This is a genomic window from Leifsonia sp. NPDC056824 (assembly GCF_042789575.1).
Lineage (GTDB): Bacteria > Actinomycetota > Actinomycetes > Actinomycetales > Microbacteriaceae > Leifsonia.
In genome coordinates this window covers 988,072-1,010,662 of record NZ_JBHUAV010000001.1, presented here as the reverse complement: position 1 = coordinate 1,010,662, position 22,591 = coordinate 988,072, and the positions used below count along the sequence as shown (strand labels likewise).

General features: G+C 71.5%; 24 protein-coding genes. 11 read left to right on the top strand and 13 right to left on the bottom strand.

What is annotated here, in order from left to right; translation table 11 throughout:
• The first annotated feature begins 6 nt into the window (after window positions 1–6).
• A complete protein-coding gene (locus ACFRFH_RS04960; protein ID WP_382461896.1) occupies window positions 7–480 on the top strand; it encodes an ATP-dependent zinc protease in 474 nt (157 codons plus the stop codon).
• A gap of 4 nt (window positions 481–484) precedes the next feature.
• Window positions 485–1,888 carry an MFS transporter gene (locus ACFRFH_RS04955; RefSeq protein ID WP_382461895.1) on the top strand — a complete coding sequence of 468 codons (1,404 nt, stop codon included), beginning with the start codon at window positions 485–487 and terminating at the stop codon, window positions 1,886–1,888.
• Between the two features lie 261 nt (window positions 1,889–2,149).
• On the opposite strand, the gene ACFRFH_RS04950 is transcribed toward ACFRFH_RS04955, so the two are convergent.
• The 3 genes from ACFRFH_RS04950 to ACFRFH_RS04940 all read right to left on the bottom strand — a co-directional run bounded on the left by ACFRFH_RS04950 (window position 2,150) and on the right by ACFRFH_RS04940 (window position 4,577).
• A complete protein-coding gene (locus tag ACFRFH_RS04950) occupies window positions 2,150–3,673 on the bottom strand; it encodes an ATP-dependent DNA ligase (RefSeq protein ID WP_382461894.1) in 1,524 nt (507 codons plus the stop codon).
• A 44-nt stretch (window positions 3,674–3,717) separates the two neighbouring features.
• Window positions 3,718–4,326 (bottom strand): HdeD family acid-resistance protein, encoded by a 609-nt coding sequence (locus ACFRFH_RS04945; protein ID WP_382461893.1) that lies wholly within the window; start codon window positions 4,324–4,326, stop codon window positions 3,718–3,720.
• Window positions 4,327–4,406: 80 nt separating this feature from the next.
• A complete protein-coding gene (locus ACFRFH_RS04940; protein ID WP_382461892.1) occupies window positions 4,407–4,577 on the bottom strand; it encodes a hypothetical protein in 171 nt (56 codons plus the stop codon).
• A gap of 378 nt (window positions 4,578–4,955) precedes the next feature.
• Between ACFRFH_RS04940 and ACFRFH_RS04935 the strand changes: the two genes are divergently transcribed.
• Together ACFRFH_RS04935 and ACFRFH_RS04930 are read left to right on the top strand one after the other, a co-directional pair.
• Window positions 4,956–5,846, top strand: a complete 891-nt coding sequence (locus tag ACFRFH_RS04935; protein WP_382461891.1) for a hypothetical protein — start codon at window positions 4,956–4,958, stop codon at window positions 5,844–5,846.
• Window positions 5,847–5,983: 137 nt separating this feature from the next.
• Entirely contained in the window at window positions 5,984–6,520 is a 537-nt protein-coding gene (locus ACFRFH_RS04930) for a hypothetical protein (protein WP_382461890.1), read from the top strand.
• Here ACFRFH_RS04930 and ACFRFH_RS04925 read toward each other — a convergent pair.
• Both ACFRFH_RS04925 and ACFRFH_RS04920 read right to left on the bottom strand, forming a co-directional pair.
• Window positions 6,499–7,203, bottom strand: a complete 705-nt coding sequence (locus tag ACFRFH_RS04925) for a response regulator (protein WP_382461889.1) — start codon at window positions 7,201–7,203, stop codon at window positions 6,499–6,501. The two genes, ACFRFH_RS04930 and ACFRFH_RS04925, sit on opposite strands and share 22 nt — an antisense overlap.
• Complete coding sequence (locus ACFRFH_RS04920) at window positions 7,200–8,780, bottom strand: ATP-binding protein (protein WP_382461888.1); 1,581 nt, start codon at window positions 8,778–8,780, stop codon at window positions 7,200–7,202. Before ACFRFH_RS04920 ends, ACFRFH_RS04925 begins: the two co-directional genes overlap by 4 nt.
• Window positions 8,781–9,014: 234 nt before the next feature.
• On the opposite strand from ACFRFH_RS04920, the gene ACFRFH_RS04915 reads away from it, so the two are divergent.
• From ACFRFH_RS04915 to ACFRFH_RS04905, 3 genes are all read left to right on the top strand, one after another.
• On the top strand, window positions 9,015–9,869 hold the full coding sequence (locus tag ACFRFH_RS04915) for an ABC transporter ATP-binding protein (RefSeq protein WP_370055238.1): 855 nt from the start codon (window positions 9,015–9,017) through the stop codon (window positions 9,867–9,869).
• Window positions 9,870–9,874: 5 nt separating this feature from the next.
• Window positions 9,875–10,777, top strand: coding sequence for an ABC transporter permease (locus ACFRFH_RS04910; protein ID WP_382462730.1), 903 nt, complete (start codon window positions 9,875–9,877; stop codon window positions 10,775–10,777).
• 74 nt (window positions 10,778–10,851) lie between these two features.
• Window positions 10,852–11,946 (top strand): ABC transporter substrate-binding protein, encoded by a 1,095-nt coding sequence (locus ACFRFH_RS04905; RefSeq protein ID WP_382461887.1) that lies wholly within the window; start codon window positions 10,852–10,854, stop codon window positions 11,944–11,946.
• 148 nt (window positions 11,947–12,094) lie between these two features.
• Here ACFRFH_RS04905 and ACFRFH_RS04900 read toward each other — a convergent pair whose 3' ends face one another.
• Window positions 12,095–12,736: a class I SAM-dependent methyltransferase gene (locus ACFRFH_RS04900; protein ID WP_382461886.1), complete on the bottom strand. Its 642-nt coding sequence runs from the start codon at window positions 12,734–12,736 to the stop codon at window positions 12,095–12,097.
• 18 nt (window positions 12,737–12,754) lie between these two features.
• Window positions 12,755–14,308: a molybdopterin-dependent oxidoreductase gene (locus ACFRFH_RS04895; protein ID WP_382461885.1), complete on the bottom strand. Its 1,554-nt coding sequence runs from the start codon at window positions 14,306–14,308 to the stop codon at window positions 12,755–12,757.
• Between the two features lie 170 nt (window positions 14,309–14,478).
• Here ACFRFH_RS04895 and ACFRFH_RS04890 point away from each other — a divergent pair, with 170 nt between their 5' ends.
• Complete coding sequence (locus tag ACFRFH_RS04890; protein ID WP_382461884.1) at window positions 14,479–15,141, top strand: fasciclin domain-containing protein; 663 nt, start codon at window positions 14,479–14,481, stop codon at window positions 15,139–15,141.
• Between the two features lie 78 nt (window positions 15,142–15,219).
• On the opposite strand, the gene ACFRFH_RS04885 is transcribed toward ACFRFH_RS04890, so the two are convergent.
• The 3 genes from ACFRFH_RS04885 to ACFRFH_RS04875 are packed head-to-tail and all read right to left on the bottom strand — an operon-like array spanning window position 15,220 to window position 17,128.
• The gene (locus tag ACFRFH_RS04885) at window positions 15,220–15,996 is read right to left on the bottom strand and encodes an SDR family oxidoreductase (protein WP_382461883.1); all 777 of its coding nucleotides are present in this window, start codon (window positions 15,994–15,996) and stop codon (window positions 15,220–15,222) included.
• A complete protein-coding gene (locus ACFRFH_RS04880; RefSeq protein ID WP_382461882.1) occupies window positions 15,993–16,214 on the bottom strand; it encodes a hypothetical protein in 222 nt (73 codons plus the stop codon). The genes ACFRFH_RS04885 and ACFRFH_RS04880 overlap by 4 nt, the downstream gene beginning before the upstream one ends.
• Entirely contained in the window at window positions 16,211–17,128 is a 918-nt protein-coding gene (locus tag ACFRFH_RS04875) for a helix-turn-helix transcriptional regulator (protein WP_382461881.1), read from the bottom strand. The genes ACFRFH_RS04880 and ACFRFH_RS04875 overlap by 4 nt, the downstream gene beginning before the upstream one ends.
• A gap of 85 nt (window positions 17,129–17,213) precedes the next feature.
• On the opposite strand from ACFRFH_RS04875, the gene ACFRFH_RS04870 reads away from it, so the two are divergent.
• Window positions 17,214–18,101, top strand: coding sequence for an aldo/keto reductase (locus ACFRFH_RS04870; protein WP_382461880.1), 888 nt, complete (start codon window positions 17,214–17,216; stop codon window positions 18,099–18,101).
• A 26-nt stretch (window positions 18,102–18,127) separates the two neighbouring features.
• Complete coding sequence (locus tag ACFRFH_RS04865) at window positions 18,128–18,763, top strand: hypothetical protein (protein WP_382461879.1); 636 nt, start codon at window positions 18,128–18,130, stop codon at window positions 18,761–18,763.
• A gap of 90 nt (window positions 18,764–18,853) precedes the next feature.
• Here the strand turns inward: ACFRFH_RS04865 and ACFRFH_RS04860 are convergent, their stop codons facing one another.
• Together ACFRFH_RS04860 and ACFRFH_RS04855 are read right to left on the bottom strand one after the other, a co-directional pair.
• A complete protein-coding gene (locus ACFRFH_RS04860) occupies window positions 18,854–19,903 on the bottom strand; it encodes a LacI family DNA-binding transcriptional regulator (protein WP_382461878.1) in 1,050 nt (349 codons plus the stop codon).
• Window positions 19,904–20,000: 97 nt separating this feature from the next.
• Window positions 20,001–20,552, bottom strand: coding sequence for a CGNR zinc finger domain-containing protein (locus tag ACFRFH_RS04855; protein ID WP_382458719.1), 552 nt, complete (start codon window positions 20,550–20,552; stop codon window positions 20,001–20,003).
• A gap of 116 nt (window positions 20,553–20,668) precedes the next feature.
• On the opposite strand from ACFRFH_RS04855, the gene ACFRFH_RS04850 reads away from it, so the two are divergent.
• Window positions 20,669–21,688: a DMT family transporter gene (locus tag ACFRFH_RS04850; RefSeq protein ID WP_382461877.1), complete on the top strand. Its 1,020-nt coding sequence runs from the start codon at window positions 20,669–20,671 to the stop codon at window positions 21,686–21,688.
• A 7-nt stretch (window positions 21,689–21,695) separates the two neighbouring features.
• Here ACFRFH_RS04850 and ACFRFH_RS04845 read toward each other — a convergent pair whose 3' ends face one another.
• Window positions 21,696–22,517, bottom strand: coding sequence for an aldo/keto reductase (locus tag ACFRFH_RS04845; RefSeq protein WP_382461876.1), 822 nt, complete (start codon window positions 22,515–22,517; stop codon window positions 21,696–21,698).
• Window positions 22,518–22,591 lie beyond the last annotated feature (74 nt).

Here is a 22,591-nt window from a genome sequence, read left to right as displayed (position 1 = left end):
AGGGGAATGGCCGGTGACCTCCATTCAAACACCCTCGTCGTGGGGTGGCGTGAATGGGCGAGCCTGCCCAGCATCGGCATTCCGTGGACCAAAGTCAAGATCGACACCGGCGCCCGCAGCTCGGCGCTGCACGCGTTCGATCTGGAGGAGCTCCCCGGCGACCGGGTGCGGTTCACGGTGCACCCGTGGCAGGACGCCGACACCGACGCCTCGGTGGTCGAGGTCCCCATCCACGACCGCCGCGTCGTGCGCAGCTCGTCGGGTCACGCCGAGGACCGCTTCGTCGTGCTACTGGAGCTCGTGCTCGGCGGACGGACCGTCCTCGCCGAGACCACGCTGAGCAACCGAGACCAGATGGGCTTCCGGATGCTCGTGGGGCGGGAGGCCCTCCGGCAGGGCTTCGTCGTCGATCCGGGCCGCTCGTTCCTCGCCGGCCGCGCGCCGCGGGATGTCCGGCGCCGCAACCGAGGTAGGGCGTAGCTCGGTGACGCGGACGGCCGTGTCGTTCAGCCGCGGCCTCGCCCTCCTCGTGGCCGCCACGTTCTTCATGGAGAACCTGGACGGCACGATCATCCAGACCGCCGCCCCCACGATGGCGCGCGAGTTCGGCGTCGCCCCGGCGGACGTGAGCGTCGCGATGGTCGCCTACCTGCTGGCGGTGGCCGCCGGCATCCCGGCGACCGGCTGGCTGTCCCGTCGGCTCGGGATCCGGCCGGTGCTGCTGACCGCGATCGTCGTGTTCACGCTCGCGTCGCTGCTGTGCGCATTCGCGCCGTCGCTGACGCTGCTGACGCTGGCGCGCGTGCTGCAGGGCGTCGGCGGCGCGCTCATGGTGCCGGTCGGGAGGCTGGCGGTGCTGCGTGACATCGACCCGGTCGACCTCCTCGACGCGATCGCCTACCTCACCTGGCCCGCGCTCATCGCCCCGGTGATCGCGCCGGCGCTCGGCGGCATCCTGTCGGACACGATCGGCTGGCGCTGGATCTTCCTCATCAACCTTCCGTTCGGCGTCGCCGCGATCGTTGCCGGGCTGGTGCTCGTGCCGCACACGGAACGGCAGCGCGACCTCCCGTTCGACGGGCGCGGCTACGCGGCGATCGCGCTCGCGCTGGTGCTGCTGACGGCCGGGGCGGAGGGGCTGAGCGCGGAGGACGGCCGGCTGCAGCTCGCCGGCGGCGCGGCCATCCTCGTGGCCATCGCGGTCGGCTGGGCCACCATCACCCGTTCGCGCGGCCGGGAGCACGCGCTGTTCGACTGGAGCGTGCTGCGGCTGCACTCGTTCCGCGCCGGGAACATCAGCGGCGGCGTCTACCGCATGATCATCACGGGCGCGCCGTTCCTGTTCACGCTGCTGTTCCAGCTCGCCTACGGCTGGAGCGCCACCGTCGCCGGGCTGACCGTCATCGCGATCTTCGTCGGGAACCTGGCCATCAAGCCGTTCACGACGCCGCTCATCCGTCGCCTCGGTTTCCGCACCGTGCTGATCTGGTCGAACCTGCTCGGGATGCTGGTGCTCGCCGCGTTCGTCGGCGTCGGGCCTGCGGCGCCGCTGCCGGTGCTGCTCCTGCTGCTGGTGGCGAGCGGGGTGTTCCGGTCGATCGGGTTCAGCGCCTACAACACCCTCCAGTTCGCGGACGTGGACGCCGGGGACACGAACAACGCGAACACCCTCGCCTCCGCGCTGCAGCAGGTCGCGACCGCCCTGGGCCTCGCGGTGGTGGCCGTGTTCGTGCGCGCCTCGACCGCGGTGTCGGAGGGCGTCACCGGCTCACCGATGCCGGGCTACCACTGGGCGTTCGCCCTCGCGGCCGCCCTGCTCCTCCTCCCGCTGGCGGGCGCGCTCCGCCTCCCCCACAACGCCGGCGCCCGCGCCACCGCCCGCCGCTGACCCGCCCGGCGCGCCGAGGGAGCCCCCCGTCGCGAACGGAGGAGATCCCACCTCCACCCACCCCCAACTCCTCCCTTCACCGCCTTTCCCGGGCGCGTCGCACCGCATCTCCTCCGTTAGCCGCAACGTCGCTAACGGAGGAGATCGCGGGCGGAAAGCGGCGGGAGGGCAGGTAACGGAGGAGATTCGGGGGTGGGGAGGGGTGGAGTCCTCCGTTCGCGGCGGGCGGGGGTGCGGAGGGGCGGGAGGAGGCGGCGGGGGTTAGTCGCGGAGGAGGGTGCGGAGGGTGGTGATGGTGTCGGCCTCGGTGGCGGGCTTGTCGTCGCGGTAGCGCTTGACGCGGGCGAAACGGAGGGCGATGCCGCCGGGGTAGCGCGACGAGCGCTGGACGCCGTCGATCGCGATCTCGACGACGGTCGTCGGCGTCACCCACACGGTTCCCGGCGTGCGGCGCACCTCGATGCGCTGGAACTCCTCGGTCTGCCAGCGCAGCAGCTCGTCGGTGAGGCCCTTGAACGTCTTGCCGACCATCACGAAGCCGCCGGGGTCGCCGAACGCGCCGTCCGGGTCGCGCGCGCCGAGGTGGAGGTTGGAGAGCATCCCGACGCGCCGTCCGGAACCCCACTCGCACGCCAGCACGACCAGGTCGTAGGTGAGCACCGGCTTGACCTTGATCCAGCTCGCGCCGCGGCGGCCCGCGGCGTAGGGCGAGTCGATCGCCTTGACGACGACGCCCTCCTGGCCGGCGGCGAGGGCGTCGCGGGAGACGCGCTCGGCGGTGTCCGGGTCGTCGGTGACCTCGCCGGGGATGCGATGCTCGCCGGCGACGCGCTCCAGCTCCGCGAGCCGGACGGACAGCGGCTCGTCCAGCAGGTCGCGCCCGTCGACGTGGAGGATGTCGAAGAACCACGGGTGCAGCAACGTCTCGCGCCCTTCGGCGCCGAAGCGGGACATCGTCTCCTGGAACGGGCGCGGGCCGCCGTCCTCGTCGAGGGCCAGCGTCTCGCCGTCGAGGACGAGGTCGCGCGCGGGCAGCCGGCGCACGATCTCCACGACCTCCGGAACGCGGTGGGTGATATCGGCGAGCGTCCGGGTGAAGACCCGCACGGTGTCTCCCGAGCGGTGCACCTGGATGCGCGCGCCGTCGAGCTTGTACTCGACCGACGCGCGGCCGGTCGTCTCCAGTGCGGCCGCGGCGGAGGGTGCGGTGGCCGCGAGCATCGGAAGCACCGGGCGGCCGACCACCAGGCCGACCGCGGCGAGCTCCTCCGCCGTGCCGGTCAGCGCCAGCACCGCCGTCGCGCCGAGGTCGCCCGTCAGCATGGCAGCCCTCCGGACGTCCGGCCCGGGCCGGTCGGCGGTGCGGGCGATGGCGTCGAGGAGGACGCCCTCCAGTGCGCCGGTGCGCATCTCGCCGAGCAGGACGCGGGCCAGGAGGTCCTGCTCGCCCGCCGTCGCACGGGCCGCGAAATCGCCCAGTGCGGCACTGCGGTCGCGCGCGGAGCCCTCCCCGCCGAGCGCGGCGAGCTCCCCGAGCAGGGCGTCCAGGTCGAGAACGGTGAGGGTCGGGATCTCCGCAGTGTCCCCGCCCATCATCGCGCCGACGCTGCGCCATCCGACGCCGACGCGTCCCTGGCGCGGCTTGCCGACCAGGAAGCCGACGGTCGGGGCGATCTCGTCGGGCTGGAGGTCGCCGAGCAGGCCCGCGAGCGCATCGACCTTGGCCAGCCGCGAGCGCGTTCCCGCGACGGTGTCCAGCGTGGTGACGATCGTGTCGAGGAGCACAGGCCCAGTGTGCCACCGGCCGCCGACGCCCGCGGGGCTCCGGCTCAGCTCGCCGCTGTCGCGATCCCGCGCCCGAACGTGATCGCCCGCACGATCTGCACGATCCCGAGCACGATGAGGCTGATCCCGGCGAGGATGAACAGCACCACGATCCCCCACAGCGGCGTGAACAGCAGGACGATGCCGGCGACGATGCTCAGGATGCCGAAGAAGATCGACCAGCCGCGGGACGGCGCGTCCCCGAGCTGCGCGAACGTCATCGCGCCCTCCACGATCCACGCGATGCCGACCAGAATGCCGATGAAGACCGCGAGGAACGCCGTCGTGCCCTTCAGGTTGGCGAACGCCACGATCGCGCCGACGATCAGCAGGATGCCGAAGGCGATGTCGAGGGCTCTCGCCCCGCCGCGGATCCCGCGGGCGAAGATGCCGATGCCGAGGTAGGCGATGCCCGAGATGAGCAGCGAGATGGCGATCAGGACCGTGAGGCCGACCGCGGCGGTCCGCGGCCAGAACACGATGATGACGCCGATGATGAGGGCGACGGCGCCACTGATCCCGAGAGCGACGCGGACGCTGTTGATGGCCGACTTCGTCAGGTCCTGCCCGTTGAGCGAGAACGACGCGAACGCGGATGGTTGAGTGCTGGACATGCTCGGAAGGTAGCGCTGCGGAACCGCGCCTGTCTAGAGCCTTCCGGTCGCTGTGAAATGAAACGTCATGCGCCTGACCGCTAGTAGTCCTCGCGTCCCTCGCCGATCACGGAAAGCGTGTCCTGGTCCTCCGACCAGTCCCGCAGGGCGCGTTCGAGCTGGCGGCGCGTCCAGTCGTGGGTCAGCTCCCCGGCGTCCAGTGCGGCGAGCCGGTCGAGACGCTCGGCCGCCGTCCCCTCGAGATCGTCCATCGTCGTTCTCCTCCCGGCTGTCGCGGCCGTCCGGCGGCGGGTGGGACCAGCCGCTGTCTGCTTGGCGCTGCCCGTGGGGTGGGCCGCCTGAAACCCGGTGCTCCCGCTCTTCTCTCACGGCTCGGCCGGACGGCCTGGCCCGCCGCTGCCCACATGGTGCACCCGTGGAGGCCGGTCGTGGTAGCCCCGAGCAGGCTCCATACCGGTCGGTATGATCGCCCGGTACCGCGATGCCCGGACGGCTTCAAGTGCTCTTCGCGACCTCGCAGAGGGTACGGACGGGAGGCCCAGACGGGTCTCGTAACGTCACCGAATGCCCTCGGACGACCCAGGCCAGCACCCCTGCCGGCCTCGTCGCGGGCGACGGAAAGGACTCATGTGAAGAACACCATCCAGAACACCTCCGGAAGCACTCGCACCGCGTTCGGCGCTCGTCGCGTCGTGATCGGCGCCGCCTCGATCGTGGCGGCTGGAGCTCTCATCGGCGTAGGGGCGCAGGGGGCTTTCGCGGCCACCGGCGACACCGGTGCTGCCGGCTCCGGCTCGGCGACGGTCTCCACCTCGACCTCGACGGCAGGCGCCTCGGGCTCGACCGGTGGTTCCGCCGGGTTCGACCTCGACCACGGCTTCTCGCTGTTCGGTCAGGTGCACGCGCTCTTCAACGGGCACATCAACGGCGCGAAGGCGCAGAAGCTCGCCAAGAAGGTCGTCGCGGACACCCCGGTCTTCTCGCTGCTGCCCGACAGCCTGCAGGGCGACCTGAAGACCCTCGCGAACGCATCGTCGCAGGACCGCACGTCGGACGCCAAGAAGCTCGTCTCGACCGCGCTGAGCGGCGGCTACGGCAGCGCCATCCAGAAGCTCGCCGACCAGCTCAAGGGCGCCACCGAGCACAGCGACGACCAGGCGGGCGACCACCAGGACGGCGACGCCCAGGGCGGCCTCGACCTGAAGGGTCTCGACGTCAAGGGCCTGCTCTCCGGCCTGCAGGGCGGCGACCTCCTCGGCTCCGGCTCGACGTCGGGCGCCACCTCGCAGCTCAGCTCCGAGGTCACCGGCATCGCCTCGGCCGTGACCGGCGACAGCCAGCTCGCGTCGAAGCTCCCGGACTCGCTGCGCAGCGACCTGTCGCAGCTCGCCGCGGCTCCGGCCTCGGCCCAGTCCGCCGACCTCCAGCACCTCGCGACCACCGCCCTCAGCGGCGGCTACGGTTCGCAGGTGCAGCAGGTCGCCGACCAGATCGAGTCGGCGGTCACCGCGGCCCACTAAGGCCCACCGCAGCATTCGCGCCCTCACCTCCTCCCGTTCGCGCGGGAGGGAGTGGGGGCGCGTTCGCGTGTGCGCGGTGCCCGGAATCGTTCGCGAGACGGATGCCGCCGGGCCGCGCACAGGCGCATCATGCGAGCATGTGGTTTCGCAGGATCATCGTCGCCGTCGCCGCCTACGCTCTCTTCGCGGGCGGGCTCGCCACGCTCTACGTCGTCGAGCAGCAGGCGGGCCGCAACGCGGTGGAGGACGCCCCGCGCGCGCTTCTCTCCACCGGGGAGGCCACGGCGGCATCCACGCAGCCCGACCGTGTCGACCTCACCACCTACCTCGGCACGTTCTGGGTGCAGTACGACGCGCAGGGCGCCCCGATCGCCGGGAACGGCTACCTCGGCGGCAGGCTGGCCCAGGTGCCGCACGGCGTCCTGGATGCCGCGAAGGCCACGGGGGAGGGCGACGCCGTGAGCTGGGAGACCGGGCAGGGCCTCCGCTTCGCGATCGTGGCCCAGCCGGTCGGCTCCGGCGTCATCGTGGCCGGCCAGTCGTTGCAGCGGACTGAGGACCGCGCGGACCGCACGCTCATCTACATCGGGCTGGCCCTCGTGGCCGGCGCGTTCGTCGTCGGCGCCGCAGTGGGCGCCGACGCGCTGCTGACTCAGCGGCGCTTGATCCCGTAGCGGTGCTCCGGGCGGCCGGTCGCGCCGTACCGCAGTTCCAGCTTCAGCACGTCGCTCTGCTCCAGCTGGGTGAGGGCGCGCTGCGCCGTCGTCCGGCTGATCCCCACCGCCGCGGCGACGTCGTTCGCCGACAGGCTCCCGTCGCCGGCCGCGACCGCGTCGTAGACCGCCTGGAGGGTCGGCGCCAGCCGGCGCAGCTCCTCCGCCTGGACGGTCGTCGCCGGCCGCAGCAGGTCGAAGACCCGGTCGATGTCGTGCTGCGTCGGCTCCTCGGGGAAGCCGCCCAGGTCCTCGTTCGCCCGCCGGAACGCCTGGAGCCGCTCCGCGAGCTGCGCGAACCCGAACGGCTTGACCAGGTAGTGCAGCGCGCCGAGCTGCACGGCCTTGCGCACGGTGGCGATGTCGTTCGCGGCCGAGATGACGATCACCGCGGGCGCCGACGGCTCGCCGAGGAGGCTCCGCACGACCTGGAGGCCGTCGCCGTCCGGCAGGTAGACGTCCATCAGCACGAGGTCCGGCCGCAGCTCGCCCGCCAGCCGGAGGGCGTCGGCGGCCGTGTGCGCCTGGCCGGCCACGCGGAAGCCGGGCACGGCCTCCACGAATCCGACGTGCACGGAGGCCACACGGTAGTCGTCGTCGACCACCAGCACGCTCAGCGACGGCGTTCCCGGCTGCCCGCTCATCGCGCGGCTCCTTCCCTGCGCACGGGAGCGGAGGCATCCACGGCCGTGTGACGCGGCAGCACGATCGTGAAGGTCGCTCCCGGGCCGCCGGACACCGTCACCGTCCCGCCGAGCTTGGTCACGGTCGAGTGCACGAGCGACAGCCCGAGGCCGCTGTGCCGCACGAGGGAGCCGCGCTTGGTCGAGTACCCGCTCTCGAAGATGCGCGGGAGCTCGGTGCTGGGGACGCCGGGCCCGTTGTCCGCGACCCGCACCGTCACCGATCCCGGCGTCTCCACGACGCTGACCACCGTGCGCCGCGGCGCGGGAGCACCGGAGAGGGCGTCGAACGCGTTGTCGATCAGGTTGCCGAGGATCGTCGTCAGCGCCTGCACCCGCTCCGGCGCCTCGCCGAGGTCGGTGTCCGGCGCGATCACCAGCTCGATGCCGCGCTCGTTCGCCTCTGCGGCCTTGCCCAGCAGGAGGCCGACGATCAGCGGCGAGCCGATGTGCGAGCGCAGGGTGGCGTCCAGGTCGGCGGTCGTGCCGCGGATCTCGTTGAGGTACTCCAGCGCCTCCTTGGTCCTGCCGAGCTCCAGGAGGCCGGACACCGCGTGCATCCGGTTGGAGAACTCGTGCTGCTGCGCCCGGATGGACTCGCTGAAGCTGCGCTCGCCGTCCAGCTCCCGGGTCAGCCCGATCAGCTCGGTGCGGTCCTGGAGGGTGAACACGGCGCCGTGCGGCCGGTTGCCGAGCTTCACCGGCATCCGGTTGATGACGAGGACGTGGTCGTCGGTGATCGCGATGGCGTCCTTGACCTCGGAGGTGCCGGTCAGGGTGTCGCGGATCGGGCCGGCGACCAGCACGTCGGCGAGCAGTCGTCCCCTGGCTCCCTCCGGCAGCCGCAGCAGCCGCTGGGCCTCGTCGTTGACGACGGTGATCCGGCCGGCCGGGTCGATGGCGATGACGCCCTCCCGGATGCCGTGCAACGTGGCTTCGCGCTCCTGCAGCAGCCGCGCGATCTCGTCCAGCTCCAGCCCGAAGGTGCGGCGCTTGAGGAGGCTGGCCAGCCCGAACGAGGCGAGCGCGCCGATGGCGAGCGCGAGCACGAACCAGGCGCCGTACGAGGGCAGCTCGGACAGCAGCTCGCTCGCCACCGAGCTCTCGCGGATGCCAACCGACACCTCCCCGACGATCTGGTCGGACGCGGGTGCGTACAGCGGGACCCTCGCGTTCGCGTTGACGCCGGTCGCACCGGTGTCGGTGCGCAGGTGCACCTTGCCGTCCGCCACGACGAAGGGCTCCGACACCTTCTGCCCGATCAGCGCCGCGTCGGGATGCGAGTGACGTATGCGGTTCCTGTCGATCACCACGACGTAGGCGGCGCCGGTGCTGTTGGCGGTCTGCGAGGCCAGGTTCTGGATGGTCGCGTCGCAGTCCGTCCCGCCGTTCGCCATGCAGTTCTGCACGTTCGGGATGCCCGCGAAGGTCTGCGCGATGTCCGCGGCGCGCGCCTGGTAGTCGGAGTCGAGGTTGCTGCGGGCGGTCTGCGCCAGCAGGAGGAAGCCGACCAGCATCGAGACGACGAGGATCGCCAATTGAGCCAGGAGTATCTGGCTCGAGAGTCGTCTGATCCGTCGTCGCATCACCCGAGATTGTTTCACCTCCTGCTGGGGAGCGCGTGCGCGCAGAATGCGCAAAACCTGCGACAACGCACACAACGCGGCGAATCGGGCGCAAGCGAGACAGCTGCGGGGCCGGCGGGAGAGCATCGGTGATCACACGGCATGCACACGCGACTCGTGCATCCGAAGACAGAGAGGTCTTGAACCATGGTCGAACACCGACCCAGAAGCGCCGCCGCGGCCCCCGCGGCCGAGGAGGCGGCGCGCATCGACATCGTCGGACTGACGAAACGCTTCCTCACGCCGAAGGGTGAGACCTTCACGGCCATCCGCGACGTGACCCTCACCGTCGAGCCCGGCCAGTTCTGCGCCATCGTCGGCCCGACCGGCTGCGGCAAGTCCACCACTCTCGCCCAGGTCTCGGGTCTGGAGCGGCCGAGCGGCGGCTCCGTCAGCGTCGGCGGCCGGATCGTGGACGGCATCACCAGCGGCGTGAGCTACATGTTCCAGGCCGACTCGCTCTTCCCGTGGAAGACCGTGCTGGCCAACGTGATGATCGGCCCCATCCTCCTCGGCACGCCGAAGAAGGAGGCCACGGCCCTCGCGATGGACTGGCTGCGCCGCGTCGGCCTCGCCGGCTTCGAGGACCGCTACCCGCACCAGCTCTCCGGCGGCATGCGCAAGCGCGTCGCGATGGCGGCAGCGCTGATCAACAACCCGCGCATCCTGCTCATGGACGAGCCCTTCGGCGCGCTCGACGTGCAGACCAAGGCGATCATGCAGACCGAGCTGCTCACCCTGTGGGAGGAGCTGCGGCCGTCGGTGCTGTTCATCACGCACGACCTCGACGAGGCCGTCGCGCTGTCCGACCGCGTGGTCATCATGACCAGCAGCCCGGGGACGGTGAAGGACGTCTTCGACATCGACCTGCCGCGACCGCGCGGCAACGTTCAGGAGATCCGGCACGAGGAGAAATTCCTCGACATCCAGGGCCGGATCTGGGAGTCGCTCCGTGACGAGGTCACGCGGGCCTACGAGCAGACGGCAGGAGCGGCGGCGTGACCACCATGACGATCGCAGAGAAGAACAACGCAGACAAGAAGACGGGCACGCCCGCCTCCACCCCGCTCGCCGAGCGCGAGACCGAACTCCGGGTCGCCGGGCGCCGCGCGCACCGCCGCCGGGTCGGCTGGATCTGGGTCGGCCGGGTCGCCGTCGCCATCGTCGTGGTCGGCGGCTGGCAGTGGTTCACCTCCGCCGGCTGGGTCGACAAGTTCTTCTACGGCCAGCCCTCCGGCATCTGGGACAGCCTGGTGCACCTGTTCACGCAGGGCACGGCGTTCGGGACCATCTGGGAGAACCTCTGGATCACGGTCCAGGAGGCCTTCCTCGGCTTCCTGCTCGGCACCCTGCTGGGCGTCGTCTTCGGCATCCTGCTCGGCTCCAACCGCTACCTCGCGTCGGTGTTCGGCCCGTACATCAAGGTCGTGAACTCGATCCCCCGCATCGTGCTCGGGTCGATCTTCATCGTGGCCTTCGGCCTCGGCGTATTCCCGAAGGTTCTCCTGGCGGCGGTGCTCGTGTTCTTCGTCGTCTTCTTCAACGCCTTCCAGGGCGTGCGGGAGGTCGACCAGAACCTGGTCGCGAACGTCCGGGTCCTCGGCGCCTCGCCGGTGCAGGTCGCCCGCCACGTCACCATCCCGTCGGCCATGACCTGGATCATCGCCAGCCTCCACACGGCGTTCGGCTTCGCGATCATCGGCGCTCTGGTGGCCGAGGTGCTCGGCGCCCAGCACGGCGTCGGCCTGATCATCAGCCAGGCGCAGGGCAGCTTCGACCCGAACACGGTCTTCGCCTGCATGGTCATCGTGGCCGTGGTCACGCTCGTGGCCGAGTACCTGATCACCCTCTTGGAGAAGTCCCTCCTCAAGTGGCGTCCGCCGAGCCGGTCCGAGGCTCAGGCGATCTGAGCACGCCAACCCCAGCTGTCCTGCAACGAAGCAGAACGCCGGACCCGTCCGGCACGAAGAAAGGAACAACCCCCATGAAGAAGCGCAGCATCGGTGCCATCGCGGCAGCGGGCGTCGTCGTGGCCCTGAGCCTCGCGGCCTGCTCCGGCGGTGGAGGCGGCACCGCGGCGGCCGGCAGCAGCTCCGGCACGGTGCCGACCGTCAAGATGATGGTCGGCGGCATCGACAAGCAGATCTACCTCCCCTACCAGCTGGCACAGCAGCTCGGCTTCTACAAGAAGTACGGCGTGAACGTCGAGCTCTCGACCGAGCAGAACGGCGGCGTCGGCGCCGAGGACGCCATGGCCTCCGGCCAGGTGGACATGGCGGGCGCGTGGTACGTCCACACCGTCGACTTCCAGTCGAAGGGCAAGGACGTCATCAACCTCGTGCAGCTCTCCGGCGCCCCCGGCGAGCGGGTGATGTGCAACCCGAAGGCGAACGTCAGCTCGGCCGCCGACTTCAAGGGCAAGAACATGGGCGTCACCGACCTCGGCTCGGGCACCGACGAGCTCACCCAGTTCCTCGCCGCCAAGCAGGGCGTGACGAAGAAGGAGTACAACACCATCGCCGTGCACGCCGGAGCGACCGCGATCGCGGCCATCCAGCGCGGCTCGGCGGACTGTGTGATGACCACGCAGCCGACGGTCGGCGCGCTCACCTCGCAGAAGCTCGCCGTCTCGGCGGTCGACATGGCGACCACGAAGGGCGCGACCAAGGCGCTCGGCGGCGCGTGGCCCGCGGCCGGTCTGCTCGCGAACGCGAGCTGGGTGAAGAGCCACGAAGACGCCGCGCAGAAGGTCGTCGACGCGCTCGTCGCCACGATGCACTGGATCGCGAACCACTCGGCCACGGACATCGCGAACAAGATGCCGCAGGACTTCGTGCAGAACAGCACCATCAGCAAGCAGCAGTACATCGACGGGCTGACCACCGACAAGGGTCAGTTCCTCCCGGACGGCATCATGCCCGCCGGCGGCCCGAAGGTCATCTTCGACATGGAGAAGACCATCGGCGTCGACACCTCGAAGGTGAAGATCAGCGACACCTTCACCAACAAGTACGCGGACGCCGCGAACAAGCTGGAGGGCACCAAGATCACCACGACGCCGGCCGGCGCGAACGGCTGATCGTTTCGCCCCTTCTGTAAGACCAGCCCGCCCGGTGTTGTCCAACCATCCAACGCACCGGGCGGGCTTCCACGTTTCCGCCCTCGCCGAAGGGCACGTAAACGCCCCTAAAACGCGCTTTTAGGGGCGTTTACGTGCCCCTCGGCGGTCAGCGCGGGCGGGTGGCGCGGATGCGCTCGACCGCGCCGGAGCGCAGGCGCTCGTGCTCCACGACCTCCAGGCCCGCAGCCTCCACCTCGGCGCGGTGCCGCCGGGTCAGGTGCTCGCCCTGCAGCGGGATGCTGAACCTCTCGAGCAGCCACTGCCCGGCATAGACCAGGGCGCGGTCGCTGCGGGTGTGGTCGACCAGCACGACGGAGCCGCCCGGCACGACGACGCGCGCCATCTCGGCCAGCGCAGCCTCCGGCCGCGGGATAGAGCACAGCGCGAGCGCGCACACGACCGTGTCGAACGCGCCATCGGCGAACGGCAGCGCCTCGGCGTCCCCCTCGCGGAGGTCCACGGTTCTCCCGAGCTCGGCGGCTCTGCGGCGCGCGATCGCCAGCATCTCCGGGCTCAGATCGATGCCCACCACCTCGACCCCGGCCGGATAGTACGGAAGGCTGCGCCCGCTCCCGACGGCGACCTCCAGCACGCGCCCGCTCGCCCGCGCGCCGACCCACTCGCGGCTGCCCGCGAGCATGGTCAGCTCCGCCTTGCCGACCGAGCGGTCGTAGCGGGCGGCCTGCCGGCGCCAGGTCCGACGCTGGCGCTGCGTCTCCTTCGAGGCGGCCGTGTTCGCGTCGGTCATGGCGCCAGTCTGGCGGCTCTACCCCACCCGCACCAGCGTCGACTGCCACCCCGTCGACCCGTTCGGCGCGATCGGCGTGCGCTTCTCCTCCTGCAGCCGTCCGGCGCGGTCGGTCGCGCGGACGGCGATGGTGTGCGATCCCGAGGTCGCGTTCCAGTCGAGCGACCACTGCACCCAGGTGTCGGCGTTGATGGGTGCGGCGAGCTGGGCCTGCTGCCAGGGGCCGCCGTCCACCTGCACCTCGACCTTCTGGATGCCGACCGTCTGCGCCCAGGCGACGCCCGCGATCTTCGTCGGTCCTGCCGCGAGCGACCGGTCGATCCGGGGCGTGTCGATGCGGCTGGAGAGCTTGATCGGCGCCTTCTCGCTGTAGCCGCGGGGCGTCCAGTAGGCCTGGTCGGTGGCGAACGTCGTGACCTTCAGCTCGGTGAGCCACTTGGTCGCCGAGACATAGCCGTAGAGTCCGGGGACGACCATCCGCACAGGGAAGCCGTGCTCCAGCGGCAGCGGCTCGCCGTTCATCCCGACCGCGAGGATGGCGTCGCGGCCCGGGTCGGTGAGCGCGGACAGCGGCGTGCCCGCGGTGAAGCCGTCGATGCTGCGGGACAGCACCATGTCGGCGCCGTTCCGGGGGCGGGCGTGGGCGAGCACCTCCCGCACCGGCACCCCCAGCCAGCGGGCGTTGCCGAGCAGGTTGCCGCCGACCTGGTTGGAGACGCAGGTCAGCGTGATCGCATACTCGCGCAGGCCCATCGACAGCAGGTCGCGGAAGCTGAACTCCGCCCGCTGCTCGACCATCCCGTCGATGGTGAGCCGCCAGGTCGACGGGTCGATCGCGGGGACGGACAGCGCCGTGTCCACCCGGTAGAAGTCCTTGTTGGGAGTGAACAGCGGCGACAGGTCCTTCAGGTGGAGGTCGGCGCCGGCCGGGACCGTGACCTTGGACAGGGGCGCCGGCAGGTGCAGCGCGGCACGGATCGCCGCGATCGAGGAGGTCGCGGCCGACCCGAGCTGTGACCCGACACCGGCCAGCACCGCGAACGCCGCGCCGGCGCCGGTGAAGAGGAGGAACCGGCGGCGGTCGACGCCCGCCGTCGCGCTGTCATGGTCGCGCGCATCCCGCCAGCGCCGCAGCGCTCCGACGAGCAGGTACAGCGCCGCCGCACCTGCGAGAGCGCCGAGCGTGGACGGCAGGAACCCGAGCGGGCTCGCGTCGGCCCGGGTCACGGTGGCGGCGACGGCCGCGATGCCCGCGACCCCGAACAGGGCGACGCCGACCCACCGCCGCCAGAGCTCCAGGATGCCGGTGACGGCCGCCGCCACGAACACCGCGAACCCGAGCGAGGACAGCAGGAAGAGCTTGTCGTTGGAGCCGAACAGCTCGATCGCGAGCTCCTTCGCCCAGCGCGGCACGATGTCGATCACGAATGATCCGACTGCGATCAGCGGCCCGGCCTCCCGGGCCGCCAGGAGCGCGACGACCTCGGCCACGGCGACGAAGACCCCACCGCTCACCGCTCCCGCGAGTGCTGCCCAGCCCCAGGCCGCGACGCTTCTCCTGTTGATCCTCATGAGTGCTGTTCGGCGCGGGGGCGGTCGGCGGATTGGGGCATGGGCGCCGGCGACCACTTCCAATCCGATCGGGCACCGAGGACGAATCCCTGTTGACGGCCACCGACGCGGCCTCCCGATCTGCATCTGCTCGGAGCTTCACAAGGCGCACCACCAAGAAGGAGAACACCATGCGATCCACCACTCGCACTCGCCTCGCCGCAGCCGGCATCCTCGCCGCCGCCGCGCTCGCGCTCACCGCCTGCTCGTCCGGAGCCGGCTCCTCGACCACCGACACGAGCTCGTCCATGCCGAAGTCGTCCCCGTCGGCGTCCGCGTCGATGGACCCGGCGGCCGACCTCGTCGGCCCGGGCTGCGCGACCTACGCCAAGCAGGTCCCCTCCGGCGCCGGCTCGGTCCAGGGGATGGCCCAGGACCCGGTCGCCACCGCGGCGAGCAACAACCCCCTGCTGACCACCCTGGTCGCCTCCGTCTCCGGCAAGCTCAACCCCAAGGTGAACCTGGTCGACACCCTCAACAGCGGGCAGTTCACGGTGTTCGCCCCGGTCGATGACGCCTTCAAGAAGATCGACCCCGCGACGATCAACACGCTGAAGACGGACGCGGGCGCTCCGACGCTGACCAGCATCCTCACCTACCACGTCATCCCCGGCCAGCTCTCGCCGAAGGACATCGTGGGCACCCACAAGACCGTCGAGGGCGGGACCGTCACGGTCACCGGCTCCGGCGACAACCTCAAGGTGAACGACGCCAACGTCATCTGCGGCGGCGTGCACACCGCCAACGCGACGGTGTACCTCATCGACTCGGTGCTGATGCCCCCGGCCAAGTAACCGAAGCCGCGCACACCATCGAAGGGCACGTCGTTGTCGCTTCCCGCACGGGAAAGCGACAACGACGTGCCCTTCGGTTTAGCTGGAGACGTGCGCGAGCGCTGCGAGGTCGTCGCGGAAGCGCTGCGGCTCGGCCGCCGGCTGGGCGGTCGCCGCGTCGAGCGCGCCGTCCAGGGCGCCGGGGGCATCCGGTGTGAGCGCCGCGAACAGCGGTGTCAGGTCGGCCTGTTCGGGACCGTCGGTCGCGACGAGCTCCAGGGTCCGGTGATCCGCTGCCGGGTTCGTGAGGCTGTCGACCAGCACGCGGGCGATCTCGTCCCGGGCGATGACGCCGTCCGCGGGCGTGCCCGACTGGGCGGTGTCGCCCTGGCGGAAGACGATCGCGCGCTGGTCGGCGCTGTTGTAGTCGAACCAGCCGGGCCGCACGATCGTGTAACGGTTCCCGCTCGCGCGGACCAGTCGCTCGCCGCGGCGCTTCCATGCCGCGTACGGAGTGCCGGGCCGCGTCGTGCCGACGGCGGTCATGAGGGCGATCCGGACGGGACGGCCTGCCGCAGCCGCGAGCACGTTGACGACACCGGCATAGTCGATGTCGCGCACGTCGGCCTCCCGGGTGCCGGAGCCGTGGGTGAAGACGATGGCGTCGGCGCCCTCCACCGCAGCGCCGAGCGTCCCCGGCCGGGTGAGGTCGCCGACGACGAGCTCGGTGGAGGACGGGAGGACGCGCTCGGCCTTGGCCGCGTCGCGCACCAGCGCCCGCACGCGGTGTCCGCGCCGGAGAGCCTCGGCCACGACGAGCCGGCCGATGCTGCCGGTGGCGCCGACGACGAGGACGGTGAGCGGGTCGTCGGTCATTTCTTCTCCTTGGTGCGGCCGGGTTTCTCAGCGCCCAGATCGGCGGCCGGGCGGCGGAACAGCCACCAGAGCGGGGGAGCGGCGGCGAACCCGGGCGCGGCCCGCAGCGCTGCCTCCACCCGGAGCAGGGCGTCCTCATCCTCCGGCAGTGCGGCGATGGTGCGCTGCACGTCCCGGGCGAAGCGGCGGCGCTCGCGCGCGGTCTCGCGGGCGGTCATGGCGTGCTCCTGGGTTCGGTCGCGTGCTCGGGGCCGTGCCGGGCGGCCTCTGCGCCGTCCTCCGCCTCCCGCTGCGTCGCCGCCCAGCTCGCGAGCAGCTTCAGCGCGTCCTCCGACGGCGTGCCGGGGTCGGCCGTGTACACGTTGATGCGCAGACCCGGCTCGCCCGGCAACTCGAACGCCTCGAAGGCGAGGTCGAGGTCGCCGACGATGGGGTGGTGCACGCGCTTGCGTCCGGTGCGGTGGTACTTGACGTCGTGCCGCGCCCAGCGGGTGCGGAACTCCTCGCTGCGGGTGGACAGCTCGCCGACGAGGTCGGTGAGGTCCTTGTCGTACGGGTTGCGGCCGGCGGCAGAGCGGAGGATGGCGACCATGTCGTCGGCCGCCCGCTCCCAGTCCGCGTAGAACGCGCGCGACTTCGGGTTGAGGAAGGTGAACCGCGAGGCGTTCGGCGGCTTCACGGGCTCGGACATCAGATCCACGTACAGCGCCCGGCCGAGCTCGTTGGCCGCGAGCACGTCGCCGCGGTCGTTGCGCACCCAGGCGGGGGCGCCGGTGATCGCGTCGATGACGCGCTGCAGGCTGGGCCGCACCGTCTGCGGGCTGCGCCGGCGGCGGATGCGCGGCGCGACGTCCGCGGCCCGCGCCAGATCGTAGAGGTGCGCGGTCTCCGCCTCGTCGAGCTGGAGCGCCCGGGCGAGCGCCTCCAGCACGCTGTCGGAGGCGCCGGACAGGTTCCCGCGCTCCAGCCGCGTGTAGTAGTCGACGCTCACCCCGGCGAGCATCGCGACCTCCTCGCGGCGCAGCCCGGACACCCGGCGGTTGCCGCCGTACGCGGGCAGCCCGGCCTGCTCCGGCGTGAGCCGGGCGCGGCGGGAGGTGAGGAAGTCCCGCACGTCGTCGCTGTTGGTCATACCCCGACGCTACGCCGCGCGGGGGCGCCGAGGGAGGCACTGGCGCGGCCTCCCTGCCCTCGGCGGGGGCGCTTAGCGTGGTGGCATGACCAGCGAACTCACCCTCAACAACGGCGTCACGATGCCCGCGCTCGGGCTCGGCGTCTTCCAGAGCCCGCCCGAGGAGACCACGCAGGCGGTGGAGGCGGCACTCGCGACCGGGTACCGGCACATAGACACCGCCGCCGCGTACGGCAACGAGCGGGAGGTCGGCGAGGGCCTGCGCCGCTCCGGCGTCGACCGCGCCGACGTCTTCGTGGAGACCAAGGTCTGGGTGTCCGACTACGGCTACGACCGGACTCTGCACGCCTGGGAGAAGGCCACGGCCAAGCTCGGCCTCGAGCAGCTCGACCTCCTCATCCTCCACCAGCCCGCGCCCGACCGCTTCGACCAGACGGTCGCCGCGTACAAAGCGCTGGAGACCCTCCTCGCCGACGGCCGCGTGCGCGCCATCGGCGTCAGCAACTTCCTGCCGCACCACCTGGACCGGCTGCTCGCCGAGACCAGCGTGGTCCCGGCCGTGAACCAGGTGGAGCTTCACCCCTACTTCACCCAGCCGGAGGTGCAGGCTGCGGACGCCGCGCGCGGCATCGTCACCCAGGCCTGGTCCCCGATCGGCGGGATCACCTTCTACCCGGGCTGGGGCGAGCAGCGCCGCAACGTGATGGAGGACCTGGCGCTCGCCGACCTCGCCCGCGCCCACGGCAAGTCCCCGGCCCAGGTGATGCTGCGCTGGCACCTCCAGCAGGGCCGCTCGGCCATCCCGAAGTCGGTGAACCCCGGCCGCATCGCCGAGAACTTCGACGTCTTCGACTTCACGCTGAGCGCTGACGAGCTGGCCCGCATCGACGCGCTCGACGCGGGCGTGCGCAACGGGCCGGACCCGGATGTGGCGCGCCCGGAGCGGTTCGCGATGGTGATCCCCGAGGCGTGAGGGGCGGGCGGCGCTAAGCTCGCGGCGTGACCCAGGGTGATGCGCCGGCGTCGGACTCCGCGCCGGACTCGGCGCACGACAGCGCGCCGCTCGTCGTGCCGCCCGGGGTGCCGCTGCGGGTGTGGGACTGGCTGCTGCCTCCGCTGCTCGTCGCCGTTCCGGCCGTCGTGCTCGCCTGGGTCCTCCCGGCGCAGTCGCTGAAGCCGTACGCGATCACGACGGCCTCGATCGTCGTCGCCGTCGCGTTGGCCCAGTGGGTGTTCGGCTTTCGCGCGTACACGCGCTGGGACGATGTCGACGTGCGATGGCTCCGGCGGTCCGAGGCGGCCGGCACAGCGGCACTCGCGATCTTCGCGGTCCCGCACCTCTTCGGGATGACGAGCGCGGCGCTCTTCGCGGGTTCCGCCTTCCGTATCGCCGACGATCCGAGCCCCGCGATCGGACGCGTGCGGTCGGCCCTCTCGCCTCGCGCCTGGACACGACTGAAAGTGGTCTCCGGGATCGTCGCGGTTGTCGCCCTCCTGGCCGATCCCCTGGCGTCGGCCTTCGGCTTCGGCCTCCTGGTCGTGATCGCGGCTTTCGCCGCCGCCGTCACCTTCGGTTTCGCGCTCCGCGCCCAACCCCGCGACCACGCCCCCCTCCCACCCCGCAACCGCCAGTAGGAGAAAGCCCGCGACACAACTAGGAATCTCCTTCCGAAGCTCGTTCAGAAGGAGATCCTGGCGTGTCTTCCTGTTGAAGGGCGGGCGCGCCTAGCCGGCGTCAGGCCGGACCGTGCTCGCCCCGACGCGCATCCCCACCGGCAGCACCACGCGCTCGTGCCGGTGCCCCGGCTGCGCCTCGTCCAGCACCAGCCGGATCGCCTCCTCGCCCATCCGGTAGCCCGGCAGGGTGATGGAGGTCAGGCTCACCCAGTCGGAGTCCGCGCCGTCGTGGGTCCCGTCGAGCCCGATGACCGCGACGTCCTCCGGGATGCACAGGCCGCCGTGCTCGCGGAGGGCGCGGAGCGCGCCGAGCGCCAGGTCGTCCGTGAGCCCGACGAACGCGAAGCGCTCGTCATCGCGGCGGCCGGCCAGCAGCTCCGCCATCGCCGCGCGCCCGTGCTCGGGGCGGAAGCCCTCCGTGGTCACCTGGATCAGCTCCAGCCCCAGCGTCGCCGCGGCCCCCTCGATCCCGCGGCGCCGGTCGGCGATGGGCTGGGCGGCGTCCGGCGGCGACACGTAGAACACGCGACGCACGCCGATGCCGGCCAGGTGCTCGGCGGCGATCCGCCCGGCCTGCCGGTTGTCCATCAGCACGGAGCACCAGTCGCCCGGCTGGTCGTAGTTGATCACCACGATGGGGCGGACGTGGCCGCGGATGCGGGTGATCCCGTCCGTCGGGTCGCTCATCGCCGCGTAGAGGATGCCGCTCGTGCGCTCCTCCGCGAAGTAGTCGAGGAACTGGTCCTGCTGGTCGGTGACCACCAGCGGCTCGAACGACTCGAACGCGTAGACGGCGTTGGCCATCAGCAGGCTCAGGCCCTTCCGTCCCGCGGTGATCTGCGCGCCGCGGGAGATGTCCACGAACAGCCGGTTGAGGATGTCCGGCACGATGAGTCCGATGCCGTCGCTCCGGCTGCGCTTGAGGTCGCGCGCAGCGGCGTTGCGGATGTAGCCGAGCGACTCGATCGCCGCCCGCACCTTCTCCCGGGTGACCGGCGCGACGCGGGACGGCTGGTTCAGGACATTGGACACCGTCGCCAGGGAGACGCCGGCCGTGTCGGCGACGGCCTGCATGGTGGGCAGCTTCCCATCCGTCACTGCGTGTACTCCGTGGTCATGGCGTGTGGCTGCTCCGGGTGGGGTGGATCGGTCTGTCCGTCATCCTCTCACGCACCTGGCGCGCACCCGGCAGCCGCTACTCCGCCTCCTGCCGCGCCCGGAACGCGACCATGTTCATCCGGTTGCCGCACCGCACGCTGCAGAACCGCTTGGACCCGTTGCGGGACAGGTCGAGGACGAGCCCGTCGCAGTCGAAGGCCGCGCAACTCCGCAGCCGGTCGTTCTCGTTGGAGCGGATCACGTCCACCAGCGCGAGCGCGACCTCCACCCTGATGCGCTCGGCGAGCGGTGCGTCCAGTGAGGTGGCGTGCAGGTGCCAGTCGAAGCCGTCGTGCCGCATCAGGTAGGGGGAGGCGTGGGCGTCGGCGAGCATGGCGTTCACCTCGGCGACGGCGGCGTCGCGCTCCATCGTCCAGGCCCGGCGGAGGCGGTCCCGGGTCTCGTGCACCTGCTGGAGCTCCGCCTCGTCGCCGTCGATGCGCCCCGAGTACTGGTTCTCGTGCATCAGGGCGACGAGCTGCGCCGGGGTGGCGAGCTCGTCCTCCCCGCTGCGGGAGGCCGTCGGGACGGTGTTGCAGAGGACCACGGCGAACTGGAGGGCGTCCTCCGCGTCAGGGGCAAAATGCAAGTTGACTCCTTACTTTGCCGAGTAGTAACGTCAGGATCATAACCCACTACGGTCCTGACACCGGCTCTTTCCGTGCCGCCGGGACCCGTCTCGCACACGCAGGCAGGAGGCCTCCGATGGCACACAACCAGACGTCCAAGGGCCTCGTCGTCGCGGTCGTCGCCGCCGCGTCGTTCGGTCTGTCCGGCGCGTTCATCAAGCCGCTGCTGGAGAGCGGCTGGTCGCCGGCCGCCGCGGTCACCGCGCGCGTGCTGATCGGCGGCGTCGTGCTGGCGCCGTTCGCGATCCTCGCCCTCCGGGGCCGCTGGGCCGCGCTCTGGCGGGGACGCTGGCGCCTGCTCGGGATGGCCCTGGTCGGCGTGGCAGGGACGCAGGTGCTCTACTTCGCCGCGATCGAGCGCATCCCGGTCGGCACGGCCATCCTGATCGAGTACCTGGCGCCGGTGGTGCTGGTGCTGTTCGTGTGGGCGCGCACCCGCCGCGCGCCGAAGGCCGTGGTCCTCGCCGGCTCGGCCGTCGCGATCGCCGGACTGCTGCTCGTCGTGTCGCCCGGCGGCGGGAAGCCGCTCGACCTCGTCGGCATCGCGCTCGCGGTGACCGCGATGCTCGGCTGCGCCGGCTACTACATCATCGCCGCGCGCCCGTCCGACGGCCTCCCGCCTGTCGCTCTCGCCGCGGGCGGGCTGCTCACCGGCGGCGTCGCGCTGGCAGCGGTGAGCGCGACCGGCCTGCTCCCGTTCGTCGTGAGCACCCGCGACGTGCAGCTCTTCGGCGGCCCCGCACCGTGGTGGGTTCCGCTGGCCGTGGTCGGCGTCCTCGCGACCGCGCTGGCCTACGCGTCGGGCATCACCGCCGCGAACATGCTGGGCTCCCGGCTGGGCTCGTTCGCCGGGCTGCTGGAGGTCGTGGCGGCGACGTTCTACGCGTGGCTGCTGCTCGGGGAGTCGCTCAACGCGCTGCAGTTGGTGGGCGGGCTGCTCATCCTCGGCGGGATCGCGCTGGTGCGCGCCGACCCCACGGCGCCCGAGCCCGCGCCCGCCGCCGCCGAGCCCACCTCCCTCACCCCCGAGCCTTCGAAGGGCACGTCGTTGTCACTTCCGGGCGTCCCAAGCGACAACAACGTGCCCCTCGGCTGAACTGCGGTCAGTGGCCGCGGGGGGTGAGTGCGTCCAGCGTGGCCACATCCTCCGCGCTCAGCTCGAAGTCCAGCTCGGCGTTCTCCGCGATGCGGTGCGGCGTCGTGGACTTCGGCAGCGGGAGGACGTCCTTCTGCAGCAGGTAGCGGAGGCTGACCTGCGCGCCGGTCTTGCCGTACTTCTCCGCGATCAGCGCGATGTCCTCATCCCCGATCAGCCGCCCGGTCGCGAGCGGAGAGTAGCCCTCGACGAGGATGCCGCGCTCCTGGCAATAGGCCGTCGTCTCGGGCTGCGTGTGCCCGACGAACCAGCGGATCTGGTCGACATGCGGCACCACACTGGTCCCGCCGATGAGCGACTCCAGGTCGGCGACGACGAAGTTGCTCACCCCGATGGACCGAGTCCGGCCGGCGTCGTACAGCTCCTCGAACACCTTCCACACCTCGATGTTCCCTGCGCGGTGGTCGCTGCCCTGGTGGTTCCAGGGCCACGGCGCGTGGATGAGGTAGAGGTCGATCGGCCCGACGTCCAGGAGCTCGGACGACCGCTCGAACGCGTGGCGCGCGCCCGCGGCGTCCTTCACCTCGGCCGGGCACTTGGTCGTGATGAAGATGTCTTCGCGCGGGAGGCCGCTGTCGCGCACCGCCCGCCCGACGCTCGCCTCGTTGCCGTAGGCGCGCGCCGTGTCGATGTGCCGGTAGCCGGCGTCGAGCGCCGTGCGCACCGAGTCGTAGGTGAGCGGGCCGTCTGGGATCTGCCAGGTGCCGAACCCGACTTGCGGGATCTCGACGCCGTTGGACAGGGCGAAGGTGTCGGTGAGGACGGGCACAGGGGGTCTCCTTTCGGCGGGCGGATGCCGGTCATCGTAGCCCCCGAGGGTTTCGGGACGCCGGGACGGTCCTA